Genomic DNA, 15958 nt, shown 5'->3' on the forward strand with positions numbered 1-15958 from the left:
CTCGGGTGCCGCAAAGGCATTGAGGGCCACAAATCGCTGGCTCCCTTTTCCCGGATCGATTAAATATGTCTCAATTACTCATGTTATCGATCAGGGCGATGGCGCGCTTGGAGTGAAGCGAAGCCGGCACTGCTGAAAACGAACTCCGACGATCCGAATTGAAAATGTTGCAGTTATATCACAGGTCGACCAACCCCAGCGGGATCAGCCCGGTGAGCTTCGACATGTCGGGTCACGACGACGCGGAAGCCGAGCGGTTGTGCGCCGGCCATTTTTTAACGGTCATCGGGGAGGTCGCGATCGAAACAGGGCTGGGTGTCCTCTCCGCCGTGCGTGGCGTGACATGTGGCCTCGCCGATCTGAACGTCATGACGTGTTTCTTCCCGCCCTCGCCGTTACGGGTGCGGGGGATTGGAATGCCGGGTTCGGACAAGGTGCTCATGTTGCGAAGCATGGAAGGTCCGCTGGTCGTTGAGCAGGATGGACGGAAGATAGAAGCCGCGCTTGGAGATTTCCTCTTTGTATCCGGTGAGATGGCCTACGACTGGTATCTGCCGGAAGGGGGCAGGCTGGACTGCGGCAGCCTGCCCGGCGCCGCTTTCCGCGTTTCCGGCGAGACGCTTTCCAGGCTGATGCTGCGACCGATCCCGAGAACGTTTCCTCCGCTCCAGCTTCTGATCACCTACGGCGCTTATCTGTTGATGCGTGGCCCGCATTCTGCCAACGAGGCGGAGATGGCCAATGCCCATTTCAACGAAATACTTCCGCTCGTCGTCGCCTATCTGGAAACCCCATCAACGGTGGAACGTGACCGGCTGCACCCTGTTAAACGCTATATCGATGATCACCTGGGGGATGGCGATCTGAGCATTTCCGCTGTGGCCGCTGTCCTCGATGTTACACCACGATATGTCCAGAAGTTGTTTCAGCGCGAAGGGACGACATTTTCGAGATATCTTCTCGAACGGCGCCTGGCCGAGGCGCGCAAGCTGCTGTTGCGGGGAACGGGAACGCTTTCGATAGGCGCCACTGCCTATGAAGTCGGTTTCGGGGATATCTCCTACTTCAACCGCACCTTCCGAAAGCGTTATGGCGTGGCGCCTTCCAGCGTTCGGGATGAAGCGCGGCAGACCCTTGGTTGAGTGGCTAATAGCCCGGGCAGAGACCGTCGGAATAGTGCGGCGAACCCTTGGGGCGTTGCCGATACTGCGTATACGAGGATACCTACATCCGTTAAGCTGAGCGCCGCGTCAAACGGGAGCATCGATTGCAAGGATTTGCGGAAAGCGTGATGCAGGGGCCGCGAACCGTGGCCGAACAGGTCGCCAATGTCCTGCGCGAAGCGATTGCCGGTGGAACCATCAAGGCGGGCACTCCGCTGCGCCAGGACGAATTGGCCGAGCAGTTTGGCTTCAGCCGCATGCCAATTCGTGACGCCCTTCGCCAATTGGAAGCCGAAGGCATTGTTTCCATCCATCCGACAAAAGGCGCGCAGGTCGCCCGGATGGACGGCGCCGAGATCGGTGAAATCTACGCACTGCGCGAACTGCTTGAATGCGAGGCGGTGCGGCTTTCGCTTCCCAACCTCGCCGGCGCGAAGCTCGACGAGGCGGAACAGGTGCTCGACCAGATCGACGCGGAGCGCAATGTCGGCCGATGGGGTGCGCTGAACCGTGCCTTTCATCTGGCTCTCTACGACGCCTGCGGTAACCGTCGATTGCTCGGCCTGATCGAGGCGCACCACAATGCCGCAGATCGCTACGTCCGCATCCTCCTGTCGAACCTGGATTATCGCAGCCGCTCGCAGACGGAGCACCGCGACCTGCTGGCCGCCTGCAGGGCGCGCAAGGAGGACAAGGCCATAAGCATTCTGAGGCGGCATCTTCGCGAGGGAAGCGAGACGCTGGTCAGCGCGATCAGGGAAGATGGCCTGTCGCGAAAATCCTGACGGCGTGGCTTGAGCTCCGGTTGCCTCTGCGCGCGATCACTGCCACATATTGCAACATCGATACTCGATCCAGGATCATCATGTCCCCCGACAGCAGCCTGCCGGCGCGCGCCCTTGCTCCACGTCGCCACGAAGAGATCCTGCGGCGGCTGGGCGCTCACGGGTCTGTCAGTGTCGCCGAGCTGGCCGGGTTCTTCGATGTCTCACGCGAAACCATCCGCCGCGACCTGAAACTGCTGTCGGATAAAGGACAGCTCGGCATCGTCCATGGCGGCGCTGCCCGTTTCGAGCCGAGCGAACCGGCAATGAGCCTGCGCAGCCAGGAGAATGCCCGGGGCAAGGCTGCGATCGGCAGGATAGCTGCCGGTCTTGTGAAGGACGGCATGGTGGTGTTCCTCGATTCCGGCACCACCACGCTGGCCGTCGCACAAGCCATGACCGACCTGCGCGATCTCACCATCTGCACGGCGAGCCTCCCGATCGCGCTTCTGCTGTGCCACGTCTCAGGCATGCGCGTGCATATGCTGGGTGGCGAAGTCGATCCCGGCGAAGAAGCAGCCTCCGGCATCGACATGCTCGAAGCCATGGCGCGCTTTCGCGTCGACATCGCCTTCCTCGGTGGTGGCGCGCTGTCGCCCGACGGCGAGGTGACCGATTTCACCCGCGCCGGCGCCGAACAGCGCAGCCGCATGATCGCGCTTGCCGCCAAAACCTACTTCGTTCTCGACAGCAGCAAGTTCGCAAAGCTGACGCCGCTCAGGATCCCGAATTTTCAGCACGCCGCCGGCGTGATCGTCGATGCGAAGCCGCAGGCCGACATCGCCGAAGCGCTTGCGCGCAAGGGGCCTGAGCTGATGGTTGCATCTTGATGTGATATTTTGTGGCATTTTGTGTTGATATTTGGAATTCGACTGCTATGATCCGGCTCGTGTCAAAACGGCAGGATCTCCCATGGCAAACCAATTTCCCACCCAGGCGCGCGTCGTCATCGTCGGCGGCGGTATCATCGGCTGCTCGGTCGCATATCACCTGACGAAGCTCGGCTGGACCGATGTTGTGCTGCTCGAACAGGGGCAACTCAGCGGTGGCACCACCTGGCACGCCGCAGGGCTTGTCGGCCAGTTGCGCAGTCACTCCAACATGACCAGCCTGATCAAATACTCCACGCAGCTCTATGGCGAGCTGGAAGCCGAGACCGGGCTTGCCACCGGCTGGAAGAATTGTGGCTCACTGTCGGTGGCGCGGACCGCCGACCGCATGACGGTGCTGAAGCGCACGGCCGCATCGGCACGCGCCCAGGGCGTCGACATCGACGTGATTTCGCCGAAGGAGGCGGCGGATCTATGGCCGGTCATGGCGACCGACGATCTGGTCGGCGCCGTCTGGCTGCCGGGCGACGGCAAGGCCAATCCGACCGATCTCACGCAATCGCTCGCCAAGGGTGCGCGCAATCGCGGCGCGAAAATTATCGAGCGGGTCAAGGTCACTGGTATCAGCCAGAGGAATGGTGTCGCCTGCGGTGTCGAGACGGATCGCGGCAACATTGCCGCCGAGATCGTCGTCAATTGCGCCGGCCAGTGGGCGCGCAAGGTCGGGCTGATGTGCGGTGTCTCGGTGCCGCTGCATTCGGCCGAGCACATGTACATCGTTACCGGCAGGATCGAGGGCGTGCATCCGGACCTGCCCGTGATGCGCGACCCCGACGGTTTTATCTACTTCAAGGAAGAGGTCGGCGGCCTGGTCATGGGCGGCTTTGAGCCGCACGCCAAGCCGTGGGGCATGAATGGCATTCCCGAAAATTTCGAGTTCGCGCTGTTGCCGGACGATTGGGATCAGTTCGAGATCCTGATGGAAAACGCGCTGGTCCGCGTACCGCAATTGGCGGAGGCCGAGGTCAAGAAATTCTACAACGGTCCCGAGAGCTTCACGCCGGACAACAATTTTCTCCTTGGCGAGGCGCCGGAGCTGAAGAATTTCTATGTCGGCGCCGGCTTCAATTCGATGGGCATCGCCAGCGCCGGCGGTGCGGGCAGGGCGCTGGCGGAATGGATCGTCAATGCCGCGCCGACCATGGATCTATGGCCGGTCGATATCAGGCGTTTCGCCCCCTTCAACAACAATCCGCGCTGGCTGCATGACCGTGTCAAGGAAACGCTCGGCCTGCACTACGCCATGCCGTGGCCGAACCGCGAACTGGATACCGCACGGCCGTTCCGCCGGTCGCCGCTCTACGACCGGCTCGCCGTCAAGGGCGCCTGCTTCGGTTCCAAAATGGGCTGGGAGCGCGCCAACTGGTTCGCGGCACCGGGAGAAAAAGCCGAAAACGACTATGCCTTCGGCCGTCAGAACTGGCACGAGGCGGTCAAGCGCGAGACGAAGGCGACACGCGAAGCCGTCGCCGTCTTCGACCAGACCTCTTTCGCCAAGCTCCTCGTGCAAGGCCACGATGCCTGCGCCGCGCTCAACTGGATCTGCGCCGGAAATATCGACGTACCGGTCGGTACGTCTGTTTATACGGGCGTGCTCAATGCACGTGGCGGCTATGAAAGCGATTTCACCGTGATGCGGCTTGGCGTGGAGAAATTCCTTATCGTCACCGGTTCGGCGCAAGCCATCCACGATGCCGACTGGATCGTCAAAAACATCCCGTCCAACGCGCATGCAATCTTGACCGATGTCACCTCGTCCTACGCGGTACTGGCATTGATGGGGCCGCGCTCGCGCGATCTGCTGGGCAAACTCTCCTCGGCCGATCTCTCCAACGCCGGCTTTCCCTTCGCCACCATCCGCGATATCGATATCGGCTATGCCACCGCCTATGCCAACCGCATGACCTATGTCGGCGAACTGGGCTGGGAACTGATCGTGCCGACCGAATTCGCCGTCGGCGTCTATGAGGCACTGCATGAGGCTGGCAGCGAGTTTGGCCTGATCGATGCCGGTTACTACGCGCTCGACGCCTTGCGTATCGAAAAGGGTTTTCGCGCCTGGGGTCGTGAGCTGACGCCAGATATCAATCCCTGGCAGGCTGGGCTTGGCTTCGCCGTCGCGATGGACAAGCCGGGTGACTTTATCGGCCGCGACGCGCTGGTTGAGACGAAGCCATCAGCACCGGCAAGACGCGTCGTGCTGTGCACGCTCGATGATGCCGAGCCGATGCTGTGGGGCGGCGAACTGATCCTGCGCGACGGCAAGCCGGTCGGCGAAGTCCGCTCGGCCGCCTACGGCCACACGCTTGGCCGCTCGGTGGCGCTCGGGCTGATCGAGAACGAGGCGGGCGTCGATGCTGCGTTTCTCACCGGTGGTCGTTTCGAGATCGACCTTGCCGGCGTTCGCCATGCCGCGACAGCACATCTGCGCAGCCCCTACGATCCGAAGTCGGAGCGGGTGAAGGCTGATGTGGTGGAGGTTCGCGCTGCCGCCTAATCCGCCGACATGGACCTTGCCATATCCAGGAACGCCCGCACCAGTTTGCCGCCGCTGCGTTCACGCAGGCAGATCAGCGCTTCGTCCATCAGGGTCTCGGGAGCATCGATGGTGATCGGCACCAGCCGCGAATCCTGGCCGAATTCGGCCGCCGAGACAAAGCCGATGCCGGCGCCCGATGCGACGATCTCGCGGACCGCTTCGCGGCCCTCGGCTTCGATCGCCGGCCTGAGTTCGATTTTCGAGGCGGCTGCGAGATCTTCGAGTTTCTGACGCGTCTTCGAACCGCGCTCGCGCATGACCAGCGATTCCTGCGCGAGTTGCTTGAGGGTGAGCGACTTTTTCGCGGCCAGCGGGTGGTCGATGGATGCAAACGCGATGATCGGCGTCGAGTTGAGTTTCAGCACCTCGAAATCGCGCCCTGTCGGCACCTCGCCCAGCACGCCGATGTCGGCATCGTAGCTGTAGAGGCTGCTGATCACCGTCTCGGTGTTGCCGGCGCGCACCGAAACCTGCACGCCGGGGTAGCGGGCCCGGAAGCTGCCGAGAATGTGAAGCAGATGATGTGCGGCATCGGCGACGATGCGTAGCGTGCCGGAACGCAGCGCGCGCGACTCCGTCAGCAACTCCAGCGCCTGTTGCTCGGTATCGAACATGCGGTGGGTTATCTCGAGCAGCTTTTGGCCCGAATGGGTCAGCGTGACCTGCTTCTTGTTGCGGTTGAACAACAGCACATCATACTCTTCCTCGAGCTTGCGCACCTGGTCCGAGATCGCCGGCTGGGTCAGGAAGAGCGCTTCGGCAGCGCGTGAAAAGCCACCGGAGATGGCCACCTGGTGAAAGGCCCGCAATTGGACGTAGCGCATCTTACGTGCCTCCGACATTTCTGAAATCGCCAACATCCTATCATAAGTACAGCTTGGGAAAAGATAGAAATGAACGATTTGACTTATGTTTAGGCAGCCATCAGCCTGAGTGTGGGTCGACGTCTCTGCCGGCCGTTGGCCGGGAGGTCGCTATGCAATTTTCCATCATCCTGCTGCACCTGGCGGGTGCCGTCATGCTGCTGCTCTGGGCCGTGCACATGGTGCGCACGGGCGTCGAGCGCGCCTGCGGCCCTGCCTTGCGCGATGCGCTGAGACAGGCGCGGGGTGCGCGGATCAGGTCGGCGGGCGTCGGCACCGTGCTTGCCGTGCTGCTGCAAAGCTCGACCGCAGTCGCCATCCTGGCGGCCGGGTTTGCCGTCAGCGGCATGGTTTCGGTGTCGGCGGGGCTGGCGATCCTGCTGGGCGCCGACCTCGGTTCCGCTCTGGTCGTCCAGGTGCTGTCGTTCGATCTGAGCTGGCTGGTGCCGGCGCTGATCCTGGTCGGCGGCGCCATGGCCCTGAAGTTCGAGGCGCGCGGCATCAAGCAGGGCGGACGCATCCTGATGGGCGTCGCCTTCGTTCTGTTGTCGCTGCATATGATCGGCGAGGCGACCGCACCCATGCGGCAGAGCACCTTGCTGCCACTGGTGATCTCCTACCTGCGCGCGGACTATTTCACCGCCTTCGCCGCTGCTGCCCTGTTCACATGGCTGATCCACTCCAGCGTAGCGGCGATCCTGCTGTTCGTCACGCTTGCCGCGCAAGGCGTCTTGCCGGTCGAGGTCGGCCTGTTCTTCATCCTCGGCGCCAATTGCGGTGGTGCGCTGATTGCGGTGTGGCTGACACGCGGCGATGCCGTCGAGGCGCGCCGTGTCCCGCTTGGCAATCTGATCTTTCGCGGCACGACGGCGCTCGCCGCCTTGTTTGCGCTTCAGGCCGTGACCTTCCCGGCGCATCTGTTCGGCGTAACCGAAGGCCGCCAACTGGTCAACCTGCACCTTGCCTTCAATCTGGTACTCGTCATCGGCTGCTTGCCGTTCACCGGCACGATGGAAAAGCTCGCCACCTTGCTGATCCCCGACAGGCCAGCGGCAAAGGCAGGGGAGGCTGGGGACCTGATGTCACGCCGCACCAGCGCGCTCGACCGCACCGTCATGCGCACACCCGGTCTCGCTCTGGCCAGTGCGACCCGCGAGTTGCTGCGCGTGGGCGAAGTCGTCGAGGTGATGCTGCGCCCGGTGATGGATTTCTTCGACGCCGGCACCGCCGACCAGATACGCCAAGCCCAAAAACTCGATGAGGAGGTCAACCGCGCCCACACCGAGATCAAGCTCTACATTGCCGAAGTCAATCGCGGCAGCATGAGCGCGGCCGAGGCGCAGCGCGGCATCGAGCTCACCGACTTCGCCATCAATCTCGAACGCGCCGGCGATATCGTCGCCAAGAACCTGCTCGTGCTCACCCAGGAGCTGCGTGACAAGAACCTGCGCTTTTCACGCGACGGCTGGAGCGAACTGGCCGGGCTTCACAACCGTGTCATGGCCAACATGCAGCTTGCGCTCAATGTGCTGGTGTCGAGCGATCTCGAGTCGGCGCGGCAACTCGTCGTCGAGAAGGAGCATATGCGCAGACTGGAACGCACGAGCCACGACCGTCACCTCAAGCGCCTGCAATCGGGAATGCCGCAGAGCATCGACACCAGCGACATCCATCTGGAGGCGGTGCGGGCACTGAAGGAAATCAACTCGCTGATGGCTTCTGTCGCCTATCCGCTGCTGACGCAGAGCGGTGATCTGCTCGAAAGCCGGCTGGCGAGAGGGGCAGCGGAAGGGAGGGCTCCTGCACTGGCCTGACGGGTGACATTCTCCGCTGGCGAGTGGCAATCTTTGCCATCGTTAGAATCGATACATCGATACAAAATAACGATTTTACAAATAGATCATTCAGGCCAAGAATAAGGCCACATCGAACGCAGATCGAGCGGAGGACAACATGCTCGCCGAGACGAAATTTGCCGCGGAGCCGCTGGCCAGTCCGGCGCTGGGCGAGCCGTATCTTCTGACCCCAGGGCCGCTTACCACGGCCTATTCGGTCAAGGAGGCGATGTTGCGCGACTGGGGATCGTGGGACGGCGACTTCCGCGCCATGACATCGGATATGCGTCGCCGCCTGCTGGCGCTGACCGGGGACAGGAACGATGAGTTCGACTGCGTGCCGATGCAAGGGAGCGGTTCCTTCTGCGTCGAAGCGATGCTGGGTTCGTTTGTGCCCAGAGATGGCAAGGTTCTGGTGCTGGCCAACGGCGCCTACGGCCTGCGCGCCGCGCAGACCATGCACTATCTCGGCCGCGCCTACACGCTGATCGACAAGGGCGACTATCTGCCGCCGCGCGGCGACGAGGTGGCGGCGGCCCTCGCGGCCGACCCTGATATCACCCATGTCATCGCCATCCATTGCGAGACCAGCTCCGGCATCCTCAATCCGGTCGCCGAGATTGCGCAAGCCGTCCATGCCAAGGGTCGCAAGCTGCTGGTCGATTCCATGAGCGCCTTCGGCGCCGTAGCGCTCGACGTCAACGATATCCGCTATGAGGCGATGGTCTCGTCCGCCAACAAGTGCATCGAGGGCGTTCCGGGCTTCGGCTTCATCATCGCCCGCAAGAGCGAGCTGGAGGCTGCCAAAGGCAGGAGCCATTCGCTGTCGCTCGATGTCCACGCCCAGTGGGCGCACCTCAACAAAACCGGCCAGTGGCGCTACACGCCGCCGACGCACGTCGTCGCTGCCTTCCTCGAAGCACTGCGCCAGCACGAGGCCGAAGGCGGCGTCGCCGGCCGTGGCGCTCGCTATACGAGGAACCGCGACGTCATGGTGGCCGGCATGCGCGACCTCGGTTTCGAGACACTGCTCGGGGATCGCTGGCTGTCGCCGATCATCGTCACCTTCTTCAACCCGGCCCATGCCAGTTTCGCCTTCGACCGCTTCTACGATCTGATGAAGGACAAGGGCTTCATCATCTATCCGGGCAAGCTGACCGCCGTCGATAGCTTCCGCGTCGGCTGCATCGGCCAGATGGACGAACATGTCATGCGCCGCGTCGTCGAGGCGGCGGCCTTCTCGCTTCATGAAATGGGCGTCGACACCGCCGCTCCACCCGCCGCGGCACTCGCCGAACGCGCCAAACTCGCCGCCTGAAGCGGCCGATCTCGAGGATATCAGATGAACCAGATGTCTCCCATCAACGTCGCGGTCAACGGCCGCACCTACGCCTGGCCGCGTGTGCCGGCCATCGCCATCTGCCTTGACGGCTGCGAGCCGGCCTATCTCGATGAGGCGATCGAGGCCGGGTTGATGCCGGCGCTGGTCAGGATCAAGCAGAAGGGCACCGTACGTTTTGCGCACTCTGTCATTCCGAGCTTCACCAACCCCAACAATCTGTCGATCGCCACAGGAAGGCCACCGTCGGTGCACGGCATCTGCGGCAACTATCTCTATGAGCGCGAGACCGGCAAGGAAGTGATGATGAATGACCCGCGCTTCCTGCGCGCGCCGACCATTTTCCAGGCCTTCTACGATGCCGGCGCCAAGGTCGCCGTGGTCACCGCCAAGGACAAGCTGCGTGCCTTGCTTGGCAAGGGCCTTGCCTTCGATGAAGGCCGCGCGCTGTGCTTTTCGGCGGAAAAATCCGACACCACCACCAGGGCCGAGCACGGCATCGACAATGCCTCGAAACATTTTGGGCTGCCCGTGCCGGAGGTCTATTCGGCCGAACTGTCGGAATTCGTCTTTGCCGCCGGTGTGCAGCTGCTGAAGGAGTTCCGTCCCGACATCATGTACCTGACGACCACAGACTATGTGCAGCACAAATACGCGCCGGGCGTGCCGCAGGCCAACGCCTTCTACGAGATGTTCGACAAATACCTGACCGAGCTTGATGCGCTTGGCGCGGCGATCGTCGTCACCGCCGACCATGGCATGAAGCCCAAGCACAAGGCGGACGGTTCGCCCGACGTCGTCTATGTCCAGGACCTTCTCGACGAGTGGCTGGGCAAGGACGCCGCCCGCGTCATCCTGCCGATCACCGACCCCTATGTCGTGCATCACGGCGCGCTCGGCTCGTTTGCCACCGCCTATCTGCCTGATGGCGCAGATCAGGCCGGCATCATGGCCCGGCTGGCGAAGATCGACGGCATCATGCTGGTCGTCGACAGCCCGACGGCGTGCGAGCGCTTTGAGCTGCCGGCAGATCGCATCGGCGACATCGTGCTGATCTCGACCGAGAACAAGACGATCGGCACCTCAGAACATCGCCATGACCTGGCGGCTCTGAACGAACCGCTACGGTCGCATGGTGGGCTGACCGAGCAGGAGGTGCCGTTCATCGTCAATCGTGTGCTGCCGGAATTGCCTGATGAACCTGTGTTGAGAAACTTCGACGCCTTTTACTACGCCACAATGGCGGCGGCACTGGCGGGCTGAGCGCTAGTGTCGACCCCCCACTCCGCCTCGCTACGCTCGGCACCTCTCCCCCGATCGACGGGGGAGAGGAAGGCGCCAGGGTTAGCCGCGGCTTAGCCGGGAAACGTGGGGGCGCCGACTTCGCCTGATTTCCTCTCCCCCGTCGATCGGGGGAGAGGTGGCCCGAAGGGCCGGAGTGGGGGTCGACCCCGCGACGTACCCAAGAATCTGCTGGAGCAGAACCCATGACCAAACTCGACCCTTCCATCAAAGTCCGCCACGAGCCGATGCGCATTGCCGGCAAGAAAGTTGATGCCGACGGCGTCGTCGAGGTGCGCTACCCCTGGAACGACACCGTTATCGGCACCGTGCCGGCCGGGCGTGCCGAGCACGCGCGAAAAGCATTCGAGATCGCCGCCAGCTACAAATCGAAGCTGACGCGCTACGAGCGTCAGCAGATCCTGTTCCGCGCCGCCGAGGCATTGGCGTCGCGCCGCGAAGAAATCTCCGATCTCATCACGCTCGAGCTCGGCATCTCCAAGACGGACTCGCTCTATGAGGTCGGCCGTGCCTATGACGTGTTCACGCTGTCGGCGCAGATGTGCATCCAGGATGACGGCCAGATCTTCTCCTGCGACCTCACCCCGCACGGCAAGGCGCGCAAGATCTTCACCACCCGCGAGCCGTTGAAGGCGATCTCGGCGATCACGCCGTTCAACCACCCGCTCAACATGGTCTCGCACAAGGTGGCGCCGGCGATCGCCACCAACAATTGCGTGGTGGTCAAGCCGACCGAATTGACGCCGATGACGGCGCTTCTCCTGGCCGACATTCTCTATGAAGCCGGTCTGCCGCCCGAAATGCTGTCGGTGGTGACCGGCTGGCCCGCAGACATCGGCAACGAGATGATCACCAACGACAATATCGACCTGATCACTTTCACCGGCGGCGTGCCGGTCGGCAAGATGATCGCCCGCACCGCCGGCTACAAGCGCCAGGTGCTGGAACTCGGCGGCAACGACCCGCTGATCATCCTCAACGATCTCTCCGACGAGGATCTGGCCAGAGCCGCGGATCTGGCCGTCGCCGGCGCGACAAAGAACTCCGGCCAGCGCTGCACCGCGGTCAAGCGCATCCTGGTTCAGGAAAGCGTCGCCGACCGCTTCGTGCCGCTGGTGCTGGAGCGGGCGAAAAAAATCCGCTTCGGCGATCCGATGGACCGCTCGACCGACCTTGGCACCGTCGTGCACGAGAAGGCGGCGGCGCTGTTCGAAGCCCGCGTCCACATGGCCGCCGAGCAGGGCGCCGAAATCCTCTACAATCCGGGTCGTCAGGGCGCGTTGCTGCCGCCGATCGTTGTCGATCGCGTTCCTCACACATCCGAATTGGTGATGGAGGAGACGTTCGGCCCGATCATCCCGATCGTTCGCGCGCCGGACGACGATGATGCGCTGATCGCACTGTCCAACTCGACCGCCTTCGGCCTGTCGTCGGGCGTCTGCACCAACTCTTTTCCGCGCATGCAGAAATACATCGCCGGCCTTCAGGTCGGCACCGTCAACATCTGGGAAGTGCCGGGCTACCGCATCGAGATGTCGCCCTTCGGCGGCATCAAGGATTCGGGCAATGGCTACAAGGAAGGCGTCATCGAGGCGATGAAGAGCTACACCAATGTGAAGACATTTTCGCTGCCCTGGTCCTGACCGGGCGGCATTGACGGATAAGACAACCGAGGGAGCGTTCGCCGCTCCCTCATTCGCGTTTCGGAGACCATGATGGCCGCGATCAAAGAGCTTGTGCACACCGAAGGCGATTCCAACACCACAGCGGCTCGCGGCCGATGGGATGCCGGGCAGGACGATCCGCGGATCCGCGGCTTGCTCGATCGCGACGCGGCTGCCTTCATGCACCAGAGTCTGTCCAGCCCCTGCCTTTCGACCATCGCGAAGGCGCAAGGCATCTGGATCGAGGACACCGCTGGCCGCCGCTTCATGGATTTCCACGGCAACAGCGTGCATCACCTCGGCTACGGCCATCCAAGGCTGGTCACGGCGATCAAAAAGCAGCTCGATGAGCTCTGCTTTGCGCCGCGCCGCTTTACCTGCGAGCCCGCCGTCGAGCTGGCGGAGAAGCTGGCGGCATTGGCGCCCGGCGATCTCGGCAAGGTGCTGTTCACCACCGGTGGTTCGGATGCCATCGAGGTCGCGCTGAAGATCGCCCGCGCCGCGACCGGCCGCTTCAAGACGGTGTCGTTCTGGGATGCGTTCCACGGGGCCGGCTTCGGCGCTGCAAGCGTCGGCGGCGAGGCGACCTTCCGCTCGCACATATCAGGCCCGATGATGACCGGCACCGAGCACGTCGCACCCTGGGACGGCTATCGCTGTCCCTATGGCCACGATTCCCTCGAAACCTCGGGGCTCGCTTGCGCCAACATGATCGCCTATGTGCTCGGCCGCGAACAGGACGTGGCGGCGGTCGTCGCAGAACCGATGCGGGCGACGCCCAACCCGCCGCCGCCCGGTTTCTGGAAGCGGGTTCGCGAAGCCTGCGACCGGCACGGCACGCTGCTGATCTTCGACGAGATCCCGACCGGGCTGGGCAAGACGGGAAAATTCTTCGCCCACGAGCATGATGATGTGACGCCCGACATCGTCGTCCTCGGCAAGTCGCTCGGCGGCGGCATCCTGCCGATCGCCGCCGTCATCGCGCGCCGCGACCTCGACGTCACCGGTGGCTTCGCGATCGGCCACTACACCCACGAGAAGAACCCGGTGACGACCCGCGCCGCACTGACGACGATCGACATCATCCTGGAGGAAGGATTGGTCGAACGCGCGGCCGAACTTGGCCGGCACATGCTGGAGCGTATGCAGCACCTGATGGCGCGCTCGCCCCATGTCGGCGACGTCAGGGGCAGGGGACTGATGGTCGGCGTCGAGCTCGTCGAGGATCGCGATACGCGCGAGCCGGCGCGCGATCTCGCCGAACGCGTCTTCTATGCTTGCCTGGGGCAGGGGCTGAGCTTCAAGGTCAGCCAGGGCAATGTGCTGACGCTGTCGCCGCCGCTGGTCATTTCGAAAGCTGATCTCGATCGTGCGCTCGACATCCTCGAGACCGCCGTGCTGGCGGCCTGACCATGAAGGCCGTGCGCACCGACCGCGAGCTCGAATGCCCCGAAATCGACGCGGGCTTGCGGGCGAGGGGGGGCGATCTGGTGGTGACTGTCCGCTCGTCCGACCCGCGTTTGCGGGCACAGACAACGGGCGTTTCGTTCGGCTGACCATAACCGTCTCCGTGCCAATCGTGGGCTTTCGCAAGCGCGAAATAGCGGCCGCAACAGGCATGCGACAGTTCCATGACGACTATCAGTAGAAGTTTGCCTGTCATAAAATAAATAGATTTTACTTATCGATCACCAATCCCCAGAGTTGACCCAACGACGACATCCACAAGCGCTACAGGGCCGCAATGTCCACCGGCGCGATCGTCACAGTGCATCGCAGAATGTGCCAACAATCAAAGGGGAACTGAGCATGAAATCGCGCAACGCAACTATCGCAATGGCCTTCGCCGCGGCATTGATGTCATCCGCCGCCTTTGCCGAAACCTCCGAACTGACAGTCTATACCGCCATTGAAGCCGAAGATCTCGCCCGCTACGCCGAGACTTTCACAAAGAGCCATCCCGACATCAAACTGAACTTTGTCCGCGACTCCACGGGTGTCGTTACCGCCAAGCTGTTGGCCGAAAAGGACAATCCGCAGGCCGACGTTGTCTGGGGCCTTGCCGCTACATCGCTTCTGGTGCTGAAGACCGAAGGCATGCTTGAGCCCTACGCGCCAAAAGGCGTCGAATTGCTCAAGCCGAAGTTTGTCGACAAGGACACGCCACCGGCCTGGGTTGGCATGGACGCCTGGGCGGCTTCGATCTGCTTCAACACCGTGGAGGGCAAAAAGCTTGGCCTCGCCGAGCCGACCAGCTGGAAAGATCTTACCAAGCCGGAATACAAGGGTCACATCGTGATGCCGAACCCGGCCTCGTCCGGCACCGGCTTCCTCGATGTATCGAGCTGGCTGCAGTTGTTCGGCGAGAAGGATGGTTGGGCCTATATGGATGCCCTGCATCAGAATATTGATGCCTACACGCATTCTGGTTCGAAGCCGTGCAAAATGGCCGCCGCCGGTGAAACCGTAATCGGCATCTCGTTCGAGTTCCGCGCCGCGAAATCGAAGAAGGAGGGCGCTCCCCTCGATATCGTCATCCCGTCCGAAGGCATCGGCTGGGACATGGAGGCATCCGCGATCGTTGCGGGAACGAAAAATCTCGAAGCCGCCAAAACGCTGCTCGACTGGTCGATCAGCAAGGAGGCCAACGAGATGTACAATGTAGGTTATGCGGTTCTGGCTATGCCGAATGTCGCCAAGCCGGTCGAATTCCTGCCCGCAGATATCGAGTCCAAGATGATCGACAATGACTTCGAGTGGGCGGCCAACCACCGCAAGGCCATTCTCGACGAGTGGACGAAGCGCTACGACGCCAAGTCTGAGCCCAAGAGCTAGACGCAGAGCATTTCGACAGGGCGCCGTCAGAGCGGCGCCCTTCTCGTAACTCTTCCCGGATGGTCAAAATGAGACACGAACCCGTCGCTGATCTATCGGCAACGCTGGCCGAGGTGCATCCCATGACCGCTGCCGGCAACACGGCTTACCTGCGGATCGAACATCTCTGGAAGGCCTTCGGCGAGTTCCATGCGCTGAAGGACATCTCGCTCGACATCAACGAAGGCGAATTCATCTGCTTTCTCGGCCCTTCGGGTTGCGGCAAGACCACGCTGCTGCGCGCCGTCGCCGGCCTCGACCTGCAGACCAGAGGCGTCGTCCGCCAGGGGGGCAGGGATATCTCAACGCTGCCGCCGTCAAAACGCGACTACGGCATCGTGTTTCAGTCCTACGCGCTGTTTCCCAATCTGACGATTGAAAGGAACATCGCCTTTGGCCTGGAAAACACCAAACGGCCGCGCGCCGAGATCGATGCCCGCGTCAAGGAATTGCTCATGCTGGTCGGCTTGCCCGATCAGGCGAAGAAATACCCAGCGCAGCTTTCCGGCGGGCAGCAGCAGCGCATCGCGCTCGCCCGGGCCATCGCCACCTCGCCCGGCCTGCTTCTGCTCGACGAGCCGCTGTCGGCGCTCGACGCCAAGGTGCGCGTGCACTTGCGCCACGAGATCAAGGGGCTGCAGCGCAAGCTCGGCGTCACCACGATC

Annotated in this window: 13 protein-coding genes; 12 read left to right on the plus strand and 1 reads right to left on the minus strand. The window is 62.6% G+C overall.

The window, feature by feature from the left end; all coding sequences use genetic code 11:
- The first annotated feature begins 212 nt into the window (after positions 1-212).
- The 4 genes from EN939_RS03775 (at position 213) to EN939_RS03790 (ending at position 5374) form a co-directional block, all read left to right on the plus strand.
- A complete protein-coding gene (locus EN939_RS03775) occupies positions 213-1142 on the plus strand; it encodes a helix-turn-helix transcriptional regulator (RefSeq protein WP_164748649.1) in 930 nt (309 codons plus the stop codon).
- A gap of 149 nt (positions 1143-1291) precedes the next feature.
- The gene (locus tag EN939_RS03780) at positions 1292-1948 is read left to right on the plus strand and encodes a GntR family transcriptional regulator (RefSeq protein ID WP_127266983.1); all 657 of its coding nucleotides are present in this window, start codon (positions 1292-1294) and stop codon (positions 1946-1948) included.
- 80 nt (positions 1949-2028) lie between these two features.
- Complete coding sequence (locus tag EN939_RS03785; RefSeq protein WP_127266984.1) at positions 2029-2817, plus strand: DeoR/GlpR family DNA-binding transcription regulator; 789 nt, start codon at positions 2029-2031, stop codon at positions 2815-2817.
- An 82-nt stretch (positions 2818-2899) separates the two neighbouring features.
- Complete coding sequence (locus EN939_RS03790; RefSeq protein ID WP_127266985.1) at positions 2900-5374, plus strand: GcvT family protein; 2475 nt, start codon at positions 2900-2902, stop codon at positions 5372-5374.
- Here the strand turns inward: EN939_RS03790 and EN939_RS03795 are convergent.
- Positions 5371-6240 (minus strand): LysR substrate-binding domain-containing protein, encoded by an 870-nt coding sequence (locus tag EN939_RS03795; protein WP_127266992.1) that lies wholly within the window; start codon positions 6238-6240, stop codon positions 5371-5373. The genes EN939_RS03790 and EN939_RS03795 overlap by 4 nt on opposite strands.
- A 152-nt stretch (positions 6241-6392) precedes the next feature.
- Between EN939_RS03795 and EN939_RS03800 the strand changes: the two genes are divergently transcribed.
- From EN939_RS03800 to EN939_RS03830, 8 genes are all read left to right on the plus strand, one after another.
- A complete protein-coding gene (locus EN939_RS03800) occupies positions 6393-8093 on the plus strand; it encodes a Na/Pi cotransporter family protein (protein WP_127266986.1) in 1701 nt (566 codons plus the stop codon).
- 139 nt (positions 8094-8232) lie between these two features.
- Entirely contained in the window at positions 8233-9432 is a 1200-nt protein-coding gene (locus EN939_RS03805; RefSeq protein ID WP_127266987.1) for a 2-aminoethylphosphonate--pyruvate transaminase, read from the plus strand.
- A 24-nt stretch (positions 9433-9456) separates the two neighbouring features.
- Complete coding sequence (gene phnA / locus EN939_RS03810) at positions 9457-10716, plus strand: phosphonoacetate hydrolase (protein ID WP_127266988.1); 1260 nt, start codon at positions 9457-9459, stop codon at positions 10714-10716.
- A 224-nt stretch (positions 10717-10940) separates the two neighbouring features.
- Positions 10941-12398, plus strand: a complete 1458-nt coding sequence (phnY, locus tag EN939_RS03815) for a phosphonoacetaldehyde dehydrogenase (RefSeq protein WP_127266989.1) — start codon at positions 10941-10943, stop codon at positions 12396-12398.
- A gap of 72 nt (positions 12399-12470) precedes the next feature.
- Positions 12471-13829, plus strand: a complete 1359-nt coding sequence (gene pbfA / locus EN939_RS03820; protein WP_127266990.1) for a (R)-1-hydroxy-2-aminoethylphosphonate ammonia-lyase — start codon at positions 12471-12473, stop codon at positions 13827-13829.
- A gap of 2 nt (positions 13830-13831) precedes the next feature.
- On the plus strand, positions 13832-13975 hold the full coding sequence (locus tag EN939_RS37900; RefSeq protein WP_164750876.1) for a hypothetical protein: 144 nt from the start codon (positions 13832-13834) through the stop codon (positions 13973-13975).
- A gap of 253 nt (positions 13976-14228) precedes the next feature.
- Positions 14229-15254, plus strand: a complete 1026-nt coding sequence (locus EN939_RS03825; protein ID WP_127266991.1) for a putative 2-aminoethylphosphonate ABC transporter substrate-binding protein — start codon at positions 14229-14231, stop codon at positions 15252-15254.
- Between the two features lie 122 nt (positions 15255-15376).
- Positions 15377-15958 (plus strand): ATP-binding cassette domain-containing protein (locus tag EN939_RS03830; protein WP_127266993.1); only part of this gene is annotated, 582 nt, incomplete at its 3' end.

It is taken from the genome of Mesorhizobium sp. M7A.F.Ca.CA.002.05.1.1 (genome assembly GCF_003998335.1).
Lineage (GTDB): Bacteria > Pseudomonadota > Alphaproteobacteria > Rhizobiales > Rhizobiaceae > Mesorhizobium.